The sequence below is a fragment of the Gaetbulibacter sp. M240 genome (assembly GCF_043876815.1).
Lineage (GTDB): Bacteria > Bacteroidota > Bacteroidia > Flavobacteriales > Flavobacteriaceae > Gaetbulibacter_A.
Genome location: NZ_JBAWKA010000004.1, coordinates 365,220 through 381,941, shown reverse-complemented (window position 1 = coordinate 381,941; position 16,722 = coordinate 365,220). Strand labels below are relative to the sequence as shown.

At 35.3% G+C, this 16,722-nt stretch carries 13 protein-coding genes; 9 read left to right on the top strand and 4 right to left on the bottom strand.

Going from position 1 to position 16,722, the window contains the following annotated elements; all coding sequences use genetic code 11:
* The first annotated feature begins 696 nt into the window (after positions 1 to 696).
* The 4 genes from V8G61_RS12940 to V8G61_RS12925 all read left to right on the top strand — a co-directional run bounded on the left by V8G61_RS12940 (position 697) and on the right by V8G61_RS12925 (position 5,162).
* Entirely contained in the window at positions 697 to 1,374 is a 678-nt protein-coding gene (locus tag V8G61_RS12940; protein WP_394876249.1) for a hypothetical protein, read from the top strand.
* A 140-nt stretch (positions 1,375 to 1,514) separates the two neighbouring features.
* Positions 1,515 to 3,071, top strand: a complete 1,557-nt coding sequence (locus tag V8G61_RS12935) for a DEAD/DEAH box helicase (RefSeq protein ID WP_394876248.1) — start codon at positions 1,515 to 1,517, stop codon at positions 3,069 to 3,071.
* Between the two features lie 99 nt (positions 3,072 to 3,170).
* Positions 3,171 to 4,085 (top strand): EamA family transporter, encoded by a 915-nt coding sequence (locus V8G61_RS12930; protein WP_394876246.1) that lies wholly within the window; start codon positions 3,171 to 3,173, stop codon positions 4,083 to 4,085.
* A 30-nt stretch (positions 4,086 to 4,115) separates the two neighbouring features.
* Positions 4,116 to 5,162: a glycosyltransferase family 9 protein gene (locus V8G61_RS12925; RefSeq protein WP_394876245.1), complete on the top strand. Its 1,047-nt coding sequence runs from the start codon at positions 4,116 to 4,118 to the stop codon at positions 5,160 to 5,162.
* A 4-nt stretch (positions 5,163 to 5,166) separates the two neighbouring features.
* On the opposite strand, the gene V8G61_RS12920 is transcribed toward V8G61_RS12925, so the two are convergent.
* Together V8G61_RS12920 and V8G61_RS12915 are read right to left on the bottom strand one after the other, a co-directional pair.
* The gene (locus tag V8G61_RS12920) at positions 5,167 to 6,279 is read right to left on the bottom strand and encodes a permease (RefSeq protein ID WP_394876244.1); all 1,113 of its coding nucleotides are present in this window, start codon (positions 6,277 to 6,279) and stop codon (positions 5,167 to 5,169) included.
* The gene (locus V8G61_RS12915) at positions 6,279 to 7,472 is read right to left on the bottom strand and encodes a pyridoxal phosphate-dependent aminotransferase (RefSeq protein ID WP_394876242.1); all 1,194 of its coding nucleotides are present in this window, start codon (positions 7,470 to 7,472) and stop codon (positions 6,279 to 6,281) included. Before V8G61_RS12915 ends, V8G61_RS12920 begins: the two co-directional genes overlap by 1 nt.
* A 198-nt stretch (positions 7,473 to 7,670) precedes the next feature.
* Between V8G61_RS12915 and V8G61_RS12910 the strand changes: the two genes are divergently transcribed.
* The 5 genes from V8G61_RS12910 (at position 7,671) to V8G61_RS12890 (ending at position 14,268) form a co-directional block, all read left to right on the top strand.
* A complete protein-coding gene (locus V8G61_RS12910; RefSeq protein WP_394876240.1) occupies positions 7,671 to 8,030 on the top strand; it encodes a hypothetical protein in 360 nt (119 codons plus the stop codon).
* Between the two features lie 228 nt (positions 8,031 to 8,258).
* Positions 8,259 to 8,858, top strand: a complete 600-nt coding sequence (locus V8G61_RS12905; RefSeq protein ID WP_394876239.1) for a hypothetical protein — start codon at positions 8,259 to 8,261, stop codon at positions 8,856 to 8,858.
* Between the two features lie 187 nt (positions 8,859 to 9,045).
* The gene (locus V8G61_RS12900) at positions 9,046 to 11,505 is read left to right on the top strand and encodes a YfhO family protein (RefSeq protein ID WP_394876238.1); all 2,460 of its coding nucleotides are present in this window, start codon (positions 9,046 to 9,048) and stop codon (positions 11,503 to 11,505) included.
* A gap of 24 nt (positions 11,506 to 11,529) precedes the next feature.
* Positions 11,530 to 12,807, top strand: a complete 1,278-nt coding sequence (locus tag V8G61_RS12895) for a glycosyltransferase family 4 protein (protein ID WP_394876236.1) — start codon at positions 11,530 to 11,532, stop codon at positions 12,805 to 12,807.
* Positions 12,808 to 14,268 carry a lipopolysaccharide biosynthesis protein gene (locus tag V8G61_RS12890; RefSeq protein WP_394876234.1) on the top strand — a complete coding sequence of 487 codons (1,461 nt, stop codon included), beginning with the start codon at positions 12,808 to 12,810 and terminating at the stop codon, positions 14,266 to 14,268.
* 87 nt (positions 14,269 to 14,355) lie between these two features.
* Here the strand turns inward: V8G61_RS12890 and V8G61_RS12885 are convergent, their stop codons facing one another.
* The gene (locus V8G61_RS12885; protein ID WP_394876233.1) at positions 14,356 to 15,717 is read right to left on the bottom strand and encodes a hypothetical protein; all 1,362 of its coding nucleotides are present in this window, start codon (positions 15,715 to 15,717) and stop codon (positions 14,356 to 14,358) included.
* Between the two features lie 198 nt (positions 15,718 to 15,915).
* Entirely contained in the window at positions 15,916 to 16,620 is a 705-nt protein-coding gene (locus V8G61_RS12880) for a hypothetical protein (RefSeq protein ID WP_394876231.1), read from the bottom strand.
* Between the last annotated feature and the right edge of the window lie 102 nt (positions 16,621 to 16,722).

Genomic DNA, 16,722 nt, shown 5'->3' with positions numbered 1-16,722 from the left:
AAAAAAAAGACGCCATTTTTTAGATGACGTCTTTGGATGTTCAGTTTTAAAGCTTTTTTAGCTGATTACTTGTTTATCTGTAACGTCTTTTGTTGTTCCATTGGTAAGCCTTTGAAGCTTTAAAGGTTTCACTTAACTGATTATTGTGAAGTGTTCTCATTATTTCTGTTGTTTTTTGATGATGAATTTGTTTGTTTAAGTGTCACTTATCTGTAACGTCTTTTTGTGTTCCATTGATAAGCCTTTGATGTTTTAAAGGTTTCACTAATATGATTGCTGTGTAAAGTTCTCATGGTTTCTGTTGTTTGTTGATGATGAATTTATTTGTTTAAGCGTTATTATCTGTAACGTCTTTTTGTGTTCCATTGATAAGATTTAGTATTTTTAAATGTTTCACTTATCTGATTGTTGTGTAAAGTTCTCATGATTTCTGTTGTTTTTTGATTGTTTTATACTAGATAGACGACTAAAAAATAATTTTGTTACAGTACTATGTATTACAAAGTAGTATTTAACACATTTTTAACTAAAAAAGAGTAGAGGTGCACCATTAAAAATTATGATAGGAGTAGAAAAACATGTCAAAAATACTCTTGGGAATGGTTTTTGTTATTTTATTATTAAAAATGAGCTCGTATTTTAAATATTGATGCTTTAATAAATATATTTGAACTTTAAAAAGTGCATGCTTCAATTATGAAATCAGTTTTACCGCTAATACTTGTAATACTTTTTGTAGCGAAAAGTTTTGCTCAGATTGAAAACCAAAACAAAAGCAAAACTATTCCAGCTATTGAAAGCAAAAAAGATTCTTCTGATGTGATTGTAGTTAAACCAATTATTCCTGAGAAAAAGGATAATAGTGGTCTTAATGGCATGAATGTACCGAGTGTCCTTCCAAAATTCGAGATGCCTCAGAAATCCTTTTCCATGCTTCCGCAAGAACAATTTGGCAATCCGGGTGAATTATTTGATAAGCGATTTCAAAATAAGAGTAACGATATAAAGCGAGAATTGAATCTAGGAACTAAGGGAAGTAAAACAGATCAATTTTTTGGAGAAATAAAAACGAAATCAAAAAAAGTTCGGGTAAGATATAGGGATTATGGAGAGCAAGATGGTGATCTCATCCGGGTTTTTATCAATAATAATGTTTTGCAATACAGGGTATTATTGGCCAATGCCTTTGGTGGTTTTGAAATAGACCTTAAGGAAGGGCAGAATGTTTTTGATTTTTTAGCCATAAATGAAGGCTATCTGGTGCCAAACACCGCTCACTTTCAAATTATAGACGAGGATGGAAATGTTTTAGCCTCAGATATGTGGGCTCTTTCTCAAGATGTTAAGGCTACCATCATTATAACCAAAGAATAAATTTCATTATTTAATTTCTGTTTCTACTCACGGAGTGTGGATTTTTCTAGGCTTAAAGGTTTTTTATCAAAATTTTCCAGCAAAAAAATCGTCAAAAACCCTTTAAAGGTGTTATTTTTGCAAATCTGAAAAACAAAAGCATGTCCAAAATTTCTACTCTAGAACTCGAAGATCGCAAAGAAGGAAAAAAGTTATATAGTTATCAAAAAGGCGCTATTAACAAGATTTTTAAAAGCTTTGAAGAATCGCCGGACGATTATCATCTCTTGTATCAACTTCCCACTGGCGGTGGAAAAACGGTTATATTCTCTGAAATTGTTAGGCAGTACCTAAAACATCACCAAAAGAAAGTTTTGGTCATGACGCACCGTATTGAATTGTGTAAGCAAACCTCAAATATGCTTACCGAATTTGGTGTGGTGAACAAAGTGGTAGATAGTAAAGCTGATCTAAGTGACCAGGGAGAATACAGTTGTTTTGTAGCGATGGTAGAAACCCTAAATAACCGCTTAAATGATGATAAGTTAGATATCTCGGATATCGGACTTGTTATTATTGATGAGGCTCACTACAATTCGTTTACCAAATTATTTAAGTTTTTCAGTCAATCCTTTATTCTTGGTGTTACGGCAACTCCTTTAAGTTCCAGCATGGAATTACCTATGACAGATAATTATGATGAACTTATTGTAGGTGAGAGTATCGAATCGTTAATTGAAAATGGTTTTCTGGCACGGGCGGAAATGTTCTCCTATAATGTGGGGTTAACATCTTTGGTCGTTGGAGCTAATGGTGACTACACGGTAAAGTCGTCTGAGGATCTTTACACAGCTACCGATATGTTGTCGAAATTATTACAGGCCTATGAGGAGCGTTCAAAAGGGAAGAAGACCCTGATTTTTAACAATGGTATTAATACGTCGTTACATGTCTATGACACTTTTAGGCGTGCTGGTTATCCTGTTGCACATTTGGATAATACCAATACCAAAAAGGAACGTGCGATGATCTTGAAGTGGTTTAAGAAAACACCGGATGCTATTTTAACATCCGTGAGTATCTTAACTACCGGTTTTGATGAACCTACCGTAGAGAGTATTATCCTGAATCGTGCTACTAAGTCGTTAACCTTATATTACCAAATGATTGGCCGTGGATCACGTGTTCTGGAAAATAAAAAGACCTTCCAAGTGATTGACCTTGGTAATAATTTCCACCGTTTTGGACCCTGGGGTGATAATCTGGATTGGCAACGCATATTTAAATCTCCAAATTATTATCTCGATGCCTTATTAAGTGATGAAGAACTGGAAAGTAATTTCAGGTATGAAATGCCTGATGAATTGCGGGAGAGGTTTTCTAATTCAGAAGAAGTATATTTCGATATTCAAAAATGTTATGTTGATGCCGTTAGAGCAGGTGAGTCCTCAAAGGTGGTTTTAGAGCGGTCCATAGAACAGCATGGTAAAATTTGTATTGAAAACAGCGAAGATGTTTATGATGCTCTTACTTTGGCTAAGGAATTAGGTGACGATATTGACCATAGGATTGGGAAATACACTAAATGTATTAGTAAAAGCACCTTTAATTTTGTGGAATGGCTGAAAGGTGATTATCGAAAAAAATTAAATTCCTATTTAAGACAAAATTTTGATTTGGTTTTCGAAGAAATCCATGGTTATCCGCCGGAGGATTAAACTTAATATTATTTTATCTCTCTGGATTTAAAACCCTTAAATATCCTGTATCTTTGCCCACAAAGTCAGGTAAAAACAACGACAATTTAGAAATATCAAATGCCGAAACCTTCCAAAACCTTAAGTATCGTATTGGCGTTTTTCGCTATTTATGTCATCTGGGGTTCTACGTATTTACTAAATAAAATAGCCGTTTCCGAGTTGCCACCTTTTTTATTAGCTTCAATTCGCTTTATAAGTGCCGGTGTCATTATTTTTATTATTGCTAAACTATTAGGGGTTAGTATTGCAATTACCTCGGCGCAAGTGAAAAATACGATAATTGCAGGTTTTTTGTTTTTAACCTTCGGTAATGGTGTGGTGGTTTGGGCTCTAAAATATGTTGATAGTGGCTTTACGGCTTTGGAAATTTCTGCACAGCCTTTAGTGGTACTTATCATGATGCGAATATTACAAGGGAAAAAAATCTCAGCCATGTCTTATGTAGGTGTGGTTTTAGGATTTATAGGAATTTATCTATTGGTTAGTCAGAAACAAATCATTAGTCAAGAAAACCAATTGTTGGGTATAGCGATGATTTTCGTTTGTATGATTAGTTGGTCTTACGGAAGTTTATTCGTTGGAAAAGCCAATTTACCTTCAAATTACTTTGTAAATACTGGTTACCAGATGTTATTCGGAGGCTTGATGCTGGTTATTGCAAGCTTAGCATTTGGAGAGCCCTGGACTTCACCTGTTTACTGGAGTACAGATGTCATTTGGTCTATCATAATTCTTATTGTTTTTGGCAGTATCGTAGCGTTCACCTCTTTTAATTATTTGCTTAAAGTGGTTTCGCCGGAAAAAGTAAGTACAAGCACTTACGTAAACCCTATAATAGCATTAATATTAGGTTGGTGGATTTTAGATGAAACGATCAATTTACAGTCTATTATAGCAGCAATAATTTTGCTTACAGGGGTGTATTTTATTAATTCGAAACGAAAGTTCAGACCGCGCAGTATTGGGCGTTAGAAGCTATACTCTTAAATTAATTTCGATTGTATGTCATTCAAAATACAGATCAATAAAATTAGAAGAAAAATCATGCAAGGCCTTACCAAGCGTATTGGCCGGTCATATCGAGAACCTAAAAAAGGTGAGTTTTCCGCTAAAGATATTCAAAACGTCTTGATCATACGTCCAAATCATCGCTTGGGTAATCAATTGTTATTAACGCCTTTAGTTCAAGAGGTTTCGGTGTTATTTCCCGATGCAAACATCGATATTTTTGTTAAGGGTGGCGTTGCTTTTCCGGTATTTGAAAATTATAAAGCGGTAAAAACTATTATTCCTTTACCTCGTAAACCATTTAGTAATTTGATCACCTATTTCAAATGCTGGTTTTCGATCAATCAAAAAACATACGATCTGGTTATTAATGCCGATAAAAATTCTTCTTCGGGACATTTATTAACCCAGCTAGCGAATTCAAAAATTAAAATATTCGGTGAAATTCATCCTTCCGTAGAAAAAACATATCCTGATTTTAAACATATTTCGAAATATCCTATTTACAATTTACGCTATCATTTAAAAAACTGGGGTTTCACAATCGATCGAACCGAAGTTCCGGTTTTAGATATTAAATTAACGGAGGAAGAAATTTCAAAGGGAAAAATGATCTTATCAAATCTCGTAAATAGTGAAAAGCCAATTATTTGTATCTATACTAATGCTACGGGAAACAAATGTTACTCCGAAACCTGGTGGGAAACTTTTTATTCGCGTTTACTAACAGCGTATCCGGGATATACTATCATTGAGATGTTGCCCATTGAAAACACATCTCAAATTAACTTTAAAGCACCTCATTTTTATAGTAAGGATATTCGGGAAATGGCGAGTATTATCAAAAATACCACTGTATTTATAGCCGCTGATAACGGTGTAATGCATTTGGCGAGTGCTGCATTAAACCCTACCGTAGGATTCTTTTCTGTAACAGATGAAGATATCTATGGACCTTATGGAAATGGTAGTTTCGCTATCAATACGAATGAAACCGATATAGACGATTGGATTCTAAAAATAGATTCTATCTTAAAATAATTAATCAAGTGTCTTCCTGCGCTTTGTAACGTTCTTTAATCTGCGCACCTTTCTTAATGTAGTTATACAAGGGTATAGCGATGCCTAACAAGAATAATATGCTAGCCAATTTTAGTTGATGGCTATAGTGCGCAAAGGTATCTCCCGCGGTTAGGATTCCTAAAATCAACAACACTGAGAATGGTAGTGAAAAGGTTAAAATGGCTAGCGCGAATTCCATATTAAAGGTTTTACGGGCCTCAGGAACTTCTATTTCTTTATCAGAAACACCACAAATATGAGCAAAAGGCCAAAAGCTGCAAGCACTTAACCCGAAAACAAGATAAAGTAAAATATCATTTTCAACACCAACTTTAAAGAAATAGGATAAACTACCAATAATAAATATGGTCAATGCGGCACGTAGGGATAGTAAAGAAAATATTTGAAGAAATTCTGTTTTTTGAATACGTACTGACAAACCTATAAAAATAAGAACCAATGGCGCCATGATCACACTCAGTCGGTTTAGAATCTCCTGTAAAACGATAGGGAGATTGGTATTGTTAAACCCAAAAGTCAAAAGGATTAGAGCGACAATTATAAAAGCATTAATAGGCTCGAAAAGGAGGGTTTTAATCAGACTTACAAGCTTATTTTTTGTGGATTCCTTAGGAATACTTTGATTATTCAGATACCAGCGCAATGCAACCAGGTACAATACAATAAGTACAAAAAACTTATTCCCTAGATCTGCCATAGCTGCTTTGGCTAAGTAATCCGGTCCTAAAAATTCTAAGATAAATGGAAAACAAGATAAGCCAGGAGCCAGGGAGGGTATAAGTAACCTCGCCGTATTAACGGTTGGTTTGTCTTGAATACCAAGTAATAACAGCAGACCCGGGGTAATAAAATAAAGGAGAATATTAAAACCGAGTGCTAAAAAGGGTAATAAAAATAAACCCAGATTTATTTGGATCTTGAGGAGCGCGATAAAAATAGTTGCTGGTAAGGCTAGAAGTAAGATAATCTTCTTTAAGCCATTAACCTCATCTTTTGAAGTGAATTTTCGCTTCAATAAGATGCCAATAACTATAAATAAAATAAAAGAAAGCGCTTTTATTAAACCATCCGTCATTAAGCAAATATTTCATCCATGGCACTGGTGAACATAACCATTTCATCCATAGTTCCTATACTTACCCTACACCAATTTTTACCCCAGAATTTAAACGCTCTAACAGCAACTTGCTTATTGTATATTTTTTCAAGAAACTCTGAGCCGTCCATGGGAATTTGAAATATCATGAAATTGGTTTGAGATGGAATATAGTCATATTCATTTCGGTCTAAATAGGCTTGTGTGTAAGCACGAGCTTCAGCTATTTTAGTTTTGGTCATATCCAAAAACTCTTTACCTCCCAAACTTGTTGTCGCTGCCATTATGGAGGGGCCCGTAATTCCCATGCCGCCTCTGGTGATATCATTAATACGGTTTAAAGTTTCCTTTTTACCTAACAAATAACCAATTCGCAATCCGGCCATACCGTGAATTTTTGAAAAGGTACGAGCTACCATTACATTCTTACCTTCACTTACCAAGCTAACCATACTGTCTTTGATGCCATGGTCTGAAAGTTCTATGTAAGCTTCATCAACGAATACAGGGACTTTTTCTGAAACACGACTACAAAAATCTCTCAAGCGATCTGCATTGGTTACAGATCCTGAAGGATTATTAGGGTTACAGATATAAACAAGTTTTGTATTGTTATCAATACCGGCCTCCATGGCGTCAAGGTCGTGTTGGTAATCATCTAATAGTTTATAAGATTTCCATTCCCCGCCTACGGCCTGCGATACGATCATTAAGGACATATAACTTGGGTCGGCACTAATTACATTACCCCCATTTTGAAAGAACACCATAGCAGTTTTTTCAAGAAGATCTGAAGATCCGGGTGCCATTATGATCTGGTCTTTCGATACATTTTCCTTTTCCGCAATAATATCAATCAGATTATTTAAGGTTTGCCATGCATAACGATTCCCTGAAAAAACGTCATCCCTAAAAGCTTGTGCAGCCATGGGTGGTGGGCCGTAAGGATTTTCATTAGCACGTAAAATTGCTTTGATTTTTGGTTCATTGAAACCAACAGGAGGAGTGAACTCATTAAATTCGTGGGAACCTTTGAATAAAAATGTACGATTTTCTAATTGTGCTTGAGTGACGGTTTTTGCCCAAAATTCTTGAGGTATCATCGCCATTCCGGCCATAGTTAAAACACCTTTTTTAAGCCAATCACGTCTATTAATTTTTGAGGAATTCATAGCGTTATTTTAGTGGTTAGTTATTATAAATAATGCAACCAATTTACATATTATATTTCATTTTTTTTATGCAGAATAAAATTTAACACTTTATTATCAGTAAAATTAGAAATTTAGTAATAAAAGTGTATTTAATTTTTCAAATCGTTATTTGACTTGTGTTTGATTTTTTGTTAACTTAAAGAAAACCTTAATGATATGAAAACCATAATTACATTTTGTGCCTTATTATTATGCAACATAGTTTTAGCGCAATACCCTGATAATACGATTGAAACACCTGAAGTCCGTGCAGAAGCTGAAAGATTGACTGAGATTTATAGTGCCGAATTAGGACTGGATGGGACACAGCTTCCTATATTTGAAGATAAGGTTGGAGATTACCTGACACTTCGTAAGGAGGTTATTGAAACCTATCAAGGAAAAGAAGCCTTGGATAAACTCACGCAGCTTATGGTAAAAGAGTCTTTGGAAATGAAGGATTTGTTAACAAGAATACAATACAATAAGTACAAAAAAATACGACAAACCGTTCAACCGATAAAAACGGTAGAATAAGCTCAATAAAATTACCTTTTTAAATTTAAGTATATTAAAAACAAGCACTTACAACATTTTTTAAATCGTTCTTTTTAGAAGCATGCTTTTACCGACAAAATCAGACTTCTTAACTGTTTAACGAAAATATTGAGACATCAAACGAATATTTTCTTTCAAAACACGCTCTGTTTCATAGCTTTGACCCACAGGACAAGATTTAATTAACCTATTAAAAATTATTGATCCATGAATAAGCTACCAAATCTTTTTTACATTGCCTTAGCCAGTGTTATGTTTATGAGTGCAAATGCACAAGAATTATCTTCAATTTACGACTACACAGAAGTAAACTTAAATAGCGTAGACACAGTTCCAGATTACGCTTCAAAAGCTGAAAAAATTAAAATTACCGGTACTATCTATAAAAATGATGGTGTAACTCCTGCAGAAGGTGTTATTCTTTACGTGTATCAAACTAACGAAAAAGGGAATTTCAAAATGAAGCGAGATGACCAAGGAAAACGTTATGTGAAGCATAGTGCCTGGGTAAAAACAGATAAAGACGGTAAATACACCATTTATACATTTATGCCCGGAAAATATTACCACACAAAAGAATTAAAGCAAATTCAGCGCGTGGTTAAAGAACCAGGCAAAAAAGAATACGCTTTAAACCCTTTCTTTTTTGACGATGATCCGCTTATCGCTGATCTCACTTTATCTTGTAGATCAAAAGTAGCTCAAAGCATGTTGAGACTAAATGAAAAGGATGGTATGCTTGTAGCTGAAGAAGATATTCGTTTAAATAGTAATACTACGGTAACCACTATCGCTTTAGGTCAATAAAGAATTTATATATACTAGACTAACTAATTATTAAGTGCATTCGTTTGAGTGCACTTTTTTTATGAATACGATTTCAGTTTCAGAAGTTTACATCTTAAATTTTAGGTCCCGGTTATTTGTGCTTCGATTCTTCAACTGTTTAAAAAATTATAAGTAAATTCACGGCAGTTGATTTTAAATAAATTTCATGCCATTTTCAATTAAAAAAATTATCCCGCATGGCTTAGTTATGCTGGGGTTTGTTGTTTTAGCTTTAGCCTATTTTAGTCCTGTGCTTCAAGGTAAAGCGCTTTTCCAAAGCGATATCATGCAGTATATTGGAATGAGCAAACAACAAAAAGACTTTAAAGCTCAAACGGGAGAAGAAACTTATTGGACCAATGCAGCATTTGGTGGTATGCCAACCTACCAACTTGGTGCTAAATACCCTCATAACTATATTAAAAAACTCGATTTGACGCTCCGGTTCTTGCCACGACCGGCAGATTATTTGTTTCTATACTTTTTAGGATTTTATATTTTGTTATTGGTTCTTAAGGTCGATTTTAAATTGGCTGCTATAGGGGCATTAGCCTTTGGCTTTTCAACTTATTTAATTATAATTCTCGGTGTGGGGCATAATAGCAAGGCTCATGCTATAGCCTATATGCCACTTGTACTGAGTGGTATCATACTTACCTTTCAGAAAAAATATTTTCTTGGGTTTTTACTGACTGCGGTAGCGATGGGTCTGGAAATTGTGGCAAACCATTTTCAAATGACCTACTATTTAATGTTTTTAGTTATAATACTCGGGATTGCCTATTTGATTGATGCTTTTAAAAAGCAGGTCCTAGCACATTATTTTAAGTCTGTTGCGCTTTTAGCGGGAGCAGTGCTTTTGGCAGTGGCTTTAAACGCTACTAATATTTTAGCTACTCAAGAGTATGTAAAAGAAAGCACACGTGGAAATACTGAACTTACAATGAATCCCGATGGTTCTAAAAAGGAGGTAACTTCGGGTCTGGATCAAGATTATATTACAGAATATAGCTATGGTTTTTGGGAATCGTTTAATTTGTTCATTCCACGCTTCATGGGGGGTGGGAACAGTGAGGATGTTGGCAAGGATTCTGAAACCTATAAAGCCTATAGAACTTTAGGAGCAACGCCTTCTCAGGCTGCTCAGGAATCGCAAAGGGCTCCTATGTACTGGGGTGATCAGCCCATTGTAGAAGCACCGGCCTACGTTGGCGCGGTGGTAATATTCCTATTTGTGTTCGCCTTATTTCTTGTTAAAGGACGTTTAAAATGGTGGCTTGTAGGCGGTACACTTTTTGCTTGGATTCTATCTCTAGGAAAAAACTGGTTTTTTGTTTCTGATCCGAACCCGGACAGTAATCCTATTACAAATTTCTTTATATCCTCCATGCCACTGTATAATAAGTTCCGGGCAGTCACCTCGATTCAAGTCATTTTAGAACTATGTATTCCTGCTCTAGCCATCTTTGGTCTGGTAAAATTATTCAGTAACAAGATAAATTCAGATCAGAAGTGGCATGCCTTAAAATTAACTACATTGATTACTGGTGGACTTGCTTTAATTTTCTTGTTGTTCAAAGGTGCGTTTTTCGATTTTTCGGGTGGTAATGATGCTTTATACAGGCAAAGTTATGGGCAAGCCTTTGTAGATGCCTTAAAGGCCGATCGAAAATCATTGTTTACGCAAGACACCCTGAGGAGTCTGGCTTTAGTGTTAATAGCCGCTGGTCTAGTATATGGCTATTTAAAACAGAAGTTGAAAGGCCACTGGGCTATGGTAGGTTTTGCTGTTCTAATTTTATTTGATTTGGTTGGTGTTGATAAACGTTATGTTAATAACGACGATTTCGTATCTGCCGTGCAGGTGAATAAACCGTTTCAAGCCAATGAGGCTGATAAACAGATTATGCAGGACACCGGCTATTACAGGGTCTATGATCTTACAACGAACTCAACTAAACCATCGTATTTTCACAATTCGTTGAATGGTTATCATGCGGCAAAATTAAGACGTTATAACGACCTTTTTAATTGGTACATCTCTAAGAATAATCTGAATGTACTGAATATGTTAAATACTAAATATATTATTGCTCCAAATGAGGAGGGTGGAGTATTTACATTTACTAACGAAGAAGCTAATGGAAGCGCCTGGTTCATAGAGCGACTAAAAGAAGTTAAGTCTGAAAACGAGGCCATTAAAGCCCTAGATAGCCTGGATAACAAACATGTAGCCGTAATCAATCATAAGGATATTAAAACCTACTTTAAATCTGAGGCAACCGGCAGCTTTTCTGTAGATTCAACAGCATCAATTCAAATTAAAAAACACGATCCAAATTATTTAAAGTACACAACAACTAACGATCAAGATGGTTTTGTGGTTTTTTCAGAAGTATATTACAGTCATGGCTGGAAAGCCTATTTGGATGGAAAGCAAGTGCCTCACGTACGCGTCAATTATACCCTACGTGGCATGTATGTTCCAGCCGGAAGGCACGAGATCGTATTTAAATTTGACCCTGAAATTGTTAAAACTGGAAGTAACATTGCTCTAGCGAGTTCAATTTTGCTCGGCTTGCTCTTAATAGGAGGCTTGGCATACGCGCTCAAAAAGCGACTATAAACCAATGTGTTGTCCAATAGGTAAATGAAAAAGAAAGTACTCATAATCACCTATTACTGGCCTCCAGCTGGCGGACCCGGGGTTCAGCGTTGGTTGAAATTTGTAAAATACCTCCCGGAATTCGACATAGAACCGGTGGTTTATATTCCTGAGAACCCGCATTACCCATTGCAAGATTTGAGTTTAAATTCAGAGGTTTCAGAGTCTATTACTATATTAAAGCAACCCATTCGAGAACCTTATAATTTGGCTGGTCTATTTTCAAGAAGAACATCCAAAACCATTAGCAAAGGAATCATTTCAGATACCACAAACCAATCTTTTATAGAGAAACTACTATTATTTATCCGAGGTAATTTTTTTATTCCTGATGCCCGCAGATATTGGGTAAAACCATCTGTAAAATACATTTATGATTATCTCGAAAACCACGGTATTGATACTCTTATTACTACAGGTCCGCCACACAGTTTGCATCTTATTGGCTTAGATTTAAAACAAAAATTAAATATAAAATGGATCGCTGATTTTAGAGACCCATGGACCACCATTGGGTACCATAAACAATTGCGATTAACCAAGCGGGCAGAAAAAAAACATAAGAAACTGGAATCGGAAGTCTTAACAGGAGCAGATAAAATAATAGTGACAAGTCAGGTGACCAAATCTGAATTCAAATTGATCACTTCGAAACCAGTAGAAGTCATAACAAACGGCTTTGATGATGAACGTGTTTCGGACTTTTCATTGGATTCTAAATTTTCTCTAGCGCATATAGGGTCGTTATTATCTAAACGAAATCCTGAAATATTATGGAAGGTCTTGTCTGAATTAGTTGATGAAAATACTGAATTTGCTAAAGATCTGGAATTGAAATTTGTTGGCGCCGTGAGTGATCAAGTATTAAAATCGATCCACGATAATAAGTTAAGTGATTATGTAAATGAAGTAGGTTATAAGTCCCATAATGAAGCTATTAAAATTCAAAAAGAATCTCAAATCTTATTACTTATTGAAATTGATTCTGAGGCTACAAAATGCATAATACCAGGAAAACTTTTTGAATATATGGTTTCTAACAGACCTATACTGGCTTTGGGACCCAAAGGTTCGGATGTTGAACGTATCATTACCGAAACTAATACCGGAAATTACTTCTATTATGAAGCTCATAATGCTTTAAAATCGACTATATTAAGGCATTATAAGTCATATAAGACCGATGATCTAAAGATGCAACCAATAGGCGTACAAAAATATCATAGAAAAGCTCTAACAGAATCATTATCAAAATTGTTATAAATGGGACTTGTAGCTTCGCAATCATTTAAAAATATCATTTCGACCTATATCGGTTTTTTTATTGGAGCTATTAACACATTATTCCTATACACTAATTTTTTAACTGATGAGTATTTTGGCATGGTGGGTTTTATGCTATCACTGGCGTCGGTAATTATGCCGCTTATGGCATTTGGAGTGCCAAATACACTCATTAAGTTTTATTCCTCTTTTAAAAGTAGAGTAACACTGCACAGTTTTTTAACACTTATGTTATTTCTACCCTTTGTGTTTATTATACCTATTGTTATTTTTACCTATTTAGCTCATGATACCATAGCTCAATTTTTGGCTGAGCGAAACACGATTATAAAATTCTATTTATGGCATACCATCATTATTGCCATTGCTCTCGCTTATTTTGAAGTATTTTTTGCCTGGGCAAAAGTGCATATGCGTACCGTATTTGGGAATTTTATGAAAGAGGTATTTCATAGAGTAGGTGCGATGCTTCTCTTGGTTGCTTTATACTTTAATTGGCTGAGCTTATCAGCGTTTATGTGGGGCCTTGTTATTGTGTATGTTCTTCGTATGGTGGTTATGTGTTTGTTTGCATTCTCTATTACCTTACCTGTTTTTTATCTGAAGAGAGTAAATCACCTCAATCGGATTTTAAAATATGCTTTTCTCATCATTTTAGCCGGCTCTGTTGCCACCATATTATTGGATATTGATAAAGTAATGCTAGGGAAATATTTACCGGATCTTAAATATATCGCTTATTACAATGTGGCCGTATTTATAACGGCTGTTATCGCTGTACCGCAGCGTGCCATGCATCAGATTTTAATGCCTTTATCGGCAAAGTATTTGAATGCTAAAGACTTTCCGGCCTTAAATGACTTGTATAAGCGAAGTTCAATAAACCTTTTTATAGTTGGCGGCTTGGTATTCTTACTTATAGTATTAAATATTAATCAGCTTTATTATTTAATAGACCCGGCGTATCGAACTGGTCTTTTTGTAGTGTTATTAATTAGTATTGCTAAACTGTATGATGCGCTTTTAGGAAGTAATAATGCCATTTTATTTAACAGTGATTACTACAGGATCGTACTTATTCTGGGTGTTTTTCTGGTGGTAATTATGATTGTTCTTAATCGTTTACTTATTCCTGTTTATGGTATAAATGGGGCAGCTGTAGCGACTTTCATTGCGATCGTCCTTTATAATTCGGGAAAACTGTTTTTCGTTTACAAAAAGTTAAAAATAATACCCTTTACAATAAACACGGTAAAAACCGCGGGTTTTCTTCTTGTTTTCCTATTGGTATTTTATTTCTGGGATTTTTCCTTTCATCCCATTATTAATATTGGTCTGAAATCGACTTTAATTGTATTGGTTTACAGCGCGGTGGTCTATTTATTTAATTTTTCAACAGATATTACAGATTTAATTAATAAGACCTTCAAAATAAAATAACGCAACTCTTTATTAAAGAGAAAACCCCTCGGATTTGCTTTGAGGCAAACTTACCGAAGGGCTTTCCAAACTAACCAACCAAAATTATTATGATCTGCGTCGTGGGTTCGCTGACCTTGAATTATTTATAGAGTTCTGACTTCTTTGAGTCTGAGCCTTTGATCTATCTGATCCCGGCGATGGGGTATTGGCTTTCGAGCTTGAGCGTTGTTGACGCTCTGGTCTTACTTCAGCTTGTGCTGAATTTCTGCTAGGAGCCTGATTCCCTTTATTATATGTACGGTTTGAACTTCGATTTGGTTGTCGTACCACCGGATTATTTCTTTGAGAACCTTGATTCCTGTAATTCGAGTTATTTTGACGCGATGGTGTACTGTTTCTGTTCACCTGTGGACGCGTAGCTCTGGTATTCGAGTTATTTGAATCACCTCGATTAGGAGTATTATAACTTCTGTTATTTAATGGTTGTGTTCTCCGGGCTTCTCCATTATTTGCTCTTGAATTAGAACCTCTATTGTTGCCTATAACAGGTCTTTCTCCGCGGTTTGCATTGTTACCGTTGTATCTGTTTGATCTTTCTCCACGATTTCCATTGTTACCGTTATACCCGTTAGATCTTTCTCCACGGTTACCATTGTTTCCATTATATCTATTGGATCTGTTTCCATTATTTCCATTATTGTATCTATTAGACCCGTTATTGTTGTTCGCGATTGAACGTCTGTTAGCACGTGTATTTACTCGTGTAACATTTTTTGGGCTTCTAAATACTGTGGCGTTATTTCTATATCTGTTAATAGTATTGCCACGTCGGCTATAAACCGCTGAATAAGGCCTGTGATTGTTATAGAATGGTCTTGAATACACATAACGCACCGGGGTGTAAAAGCGTCTGTAGGGTCTATCATATACCACACAATAATTTCTTGGTGGAATACTAAAATAACGATGCCACGGACGGAACACATAATTTCTGTTATAAACATTTATAAAACCTCTGAAATTTGAAAACTGACGCGCATTATTATAATACACAAACAAACCTCCTACACTAGAGACGTAACCAAAATTGTTATAATTAATAATAATATTTCCAATTTGATTTACACGCCCATAGTAATCATAATAAATAGGGGTGTTCTCTATTTGAATAATAGCCCCAAATTCATCATATTGCACATAAGCATTATAATCATAACCGGAGTTAAAACTAAAATTGGCGTTTGGTGATCCTACCGAAACACTAACCCGCGGGCCATAATTAGGAATATAAAAATCGAATTGACCATCAGGAAAAACAGAAAATTCAATATTATCCTCCGAAAAGATAATTGATCTACTATATCCATTGTAAATAGTAGATGTTGTAGCGTTATTGTTGTTGCTTTCTGCGAAAGCAGGAGATCCTATCAGGATCGTTGCTGCTAATAAAAAAATAAATCGTTTCATAATTTTCTGTTTTAAAAGTGATTCATTTATAATGTTTCAAACAGCGTGCCAAAAATCATTAATCCGCTATAAACCCCTATAAACACTGAAAAAATAATTTTATTTATCAAATTTCATATGGGGTAAATTGAAAAACCCCAACGGTTTTACCACGTTGAGGCTTTTCCTTTTTAACTAATAACTAATCGAATTTTTAGCTTATCGTTTTTTCCGTTTTTTAACGGCTCCATTTTGTTTGAAGTAATAATAATCATCATCACGTCTATCGTAATCTCTATCATCATTGTTATGTCCGTAATGATTGTCATATCTATTTCCATGGTCATCGTCACAACCTAGCATGCCACAGGTATTACAATTTTGATTTAAATGATTTACTTGTCCGCGTAGCGAAACAATTTCACCCCAACGGTTATAGTTAATCTGTAACCCACCTACATTTCTTAGCCAGCCATTTCCTCGGTTGTAATCTATAAAAACGGATCCAACCCTAGAGATACGACCTTGGCGATCGTAGTTTAAATACACATTTCCAACACGTCTTACCTTGCCGTTAAAATCTCTAATGACAGACACACCAAGGGTGTTCGAATTCCTGTTAGAGGAATAATTAACAGAAACATTTGGACTTCTGTAACCTACATCGATGCTACTTCTACGCGCATTGGCGCCATAATATGTGTTTCTGTTTTGTACATTATACATATTGGTGTTGAAATCGAAACTTCCATCAGGGAAGATTAAAAATTCTACACCACGCTCTACAAAATTAATAGGCTGTGTAAAACGCAATTTTTTGTTTCTATCGAAACGTTCTTGAGGGTTTTTAGTGTCTGCAGATGTTGCCGACGCCGTTGCTAACCCTATTAACAAACTTGCAAATACGAGTAATAATCTTTTCATAATCATAGGATTTTATATTACGCCTACTCTTTAGCTTTTCGGCTTACGCTTTGTTGTTATAGTTTCAAACAGCGTGCCAAAACATAATATGAAGGTTTACAT

Coding starts and splice junctions, on each gene's coding strand:
- V8G61_RS12895 (WP_394876236.1), top strand. CDS start 11,530: ATGAAAAAGAAAGTACTCATAATCACCTATTACTGGCCTCCAGCTGGC.
- V8G61_RS12925 (WP_394876245.1), top strand. CDS start 4,116: ATGTCATTCAAAATACAGATCAATAAAATTAGAAGAAAAATCATGCAA.
- V8G61_RS12920 (WP_394876244.1), bottom strand. CDS start 6,279: ATGACGGATGGTTTAATAAAAGCGCTTTCTTTTATTTTATTTATAGTT.
- V8G61_RS12890 (WP_394876234.1), top strand. CDS start 12,808: ATGGGACTTGTAGCTTCGCAATCATTTAAAAATATCATTTCGACCTAT.
- V8G61_RS12930 (WP_394876246.1), top strand. CDS start 3,171: ATGCCGAAACCTTCCAAAACCTTAAGTATCGTATTGGCGTTTTTCGCT.
- V8G61_RS12935 (WP_394876248.1), top strand. CDS start 1,515: ATGTCCAAAATTTCTACTCTAGAACTCGAAGATCGCAAAGAAGGAAAA.
- V8G61_RS12885 (WP_394876233.1), bottom strand. CDS start 15,717: ATGAAACGATTTATTTTTTTATTAGCAGCAACGATCCTGATAGGATCT.
- V8G61_RS12880 (WP_394876231.1), bottom strand. CDS start 16,620: ATGAAAAGATTATTACTCGTATTTGCAAGTTTGTTAATAGGGTTAGCA.
- V8G61_RS12900 (WP_394876238.1), top strand. CDS start 9,046: ATGCCATTTTCAATTAAAAAAATTATCCCGCATGGCTTAGTTATGCTG.
- V8G61_RS12905 (WP_394876239.1), top strand. CDS start 8,259: ATGAATAAGCTACCAAATCTTTTTTACATTGCCTTAGCCAGTGTTATG.
- V8G61_RS12940 (WP_394876249.1), top strand. CDS start 697: ATGAAATCAGTTTTACCGCTAATACTTGTAATACTTTTTGTAGCGAAA.
- V8G61_RS12910 (WP_394876240.1), top strand. CDS start 7,671: ATGAAAACCATAATTACATTTTGTGCCTTATTATTATGCAACATAGTT.
- V8G61_RS12915 (WP_394876242.1), bottom strand. CDS start 7,472: ATGAATTCCTCAAAAATTAATAGACGTGATTGGCTTAAAAAAGGTGTT.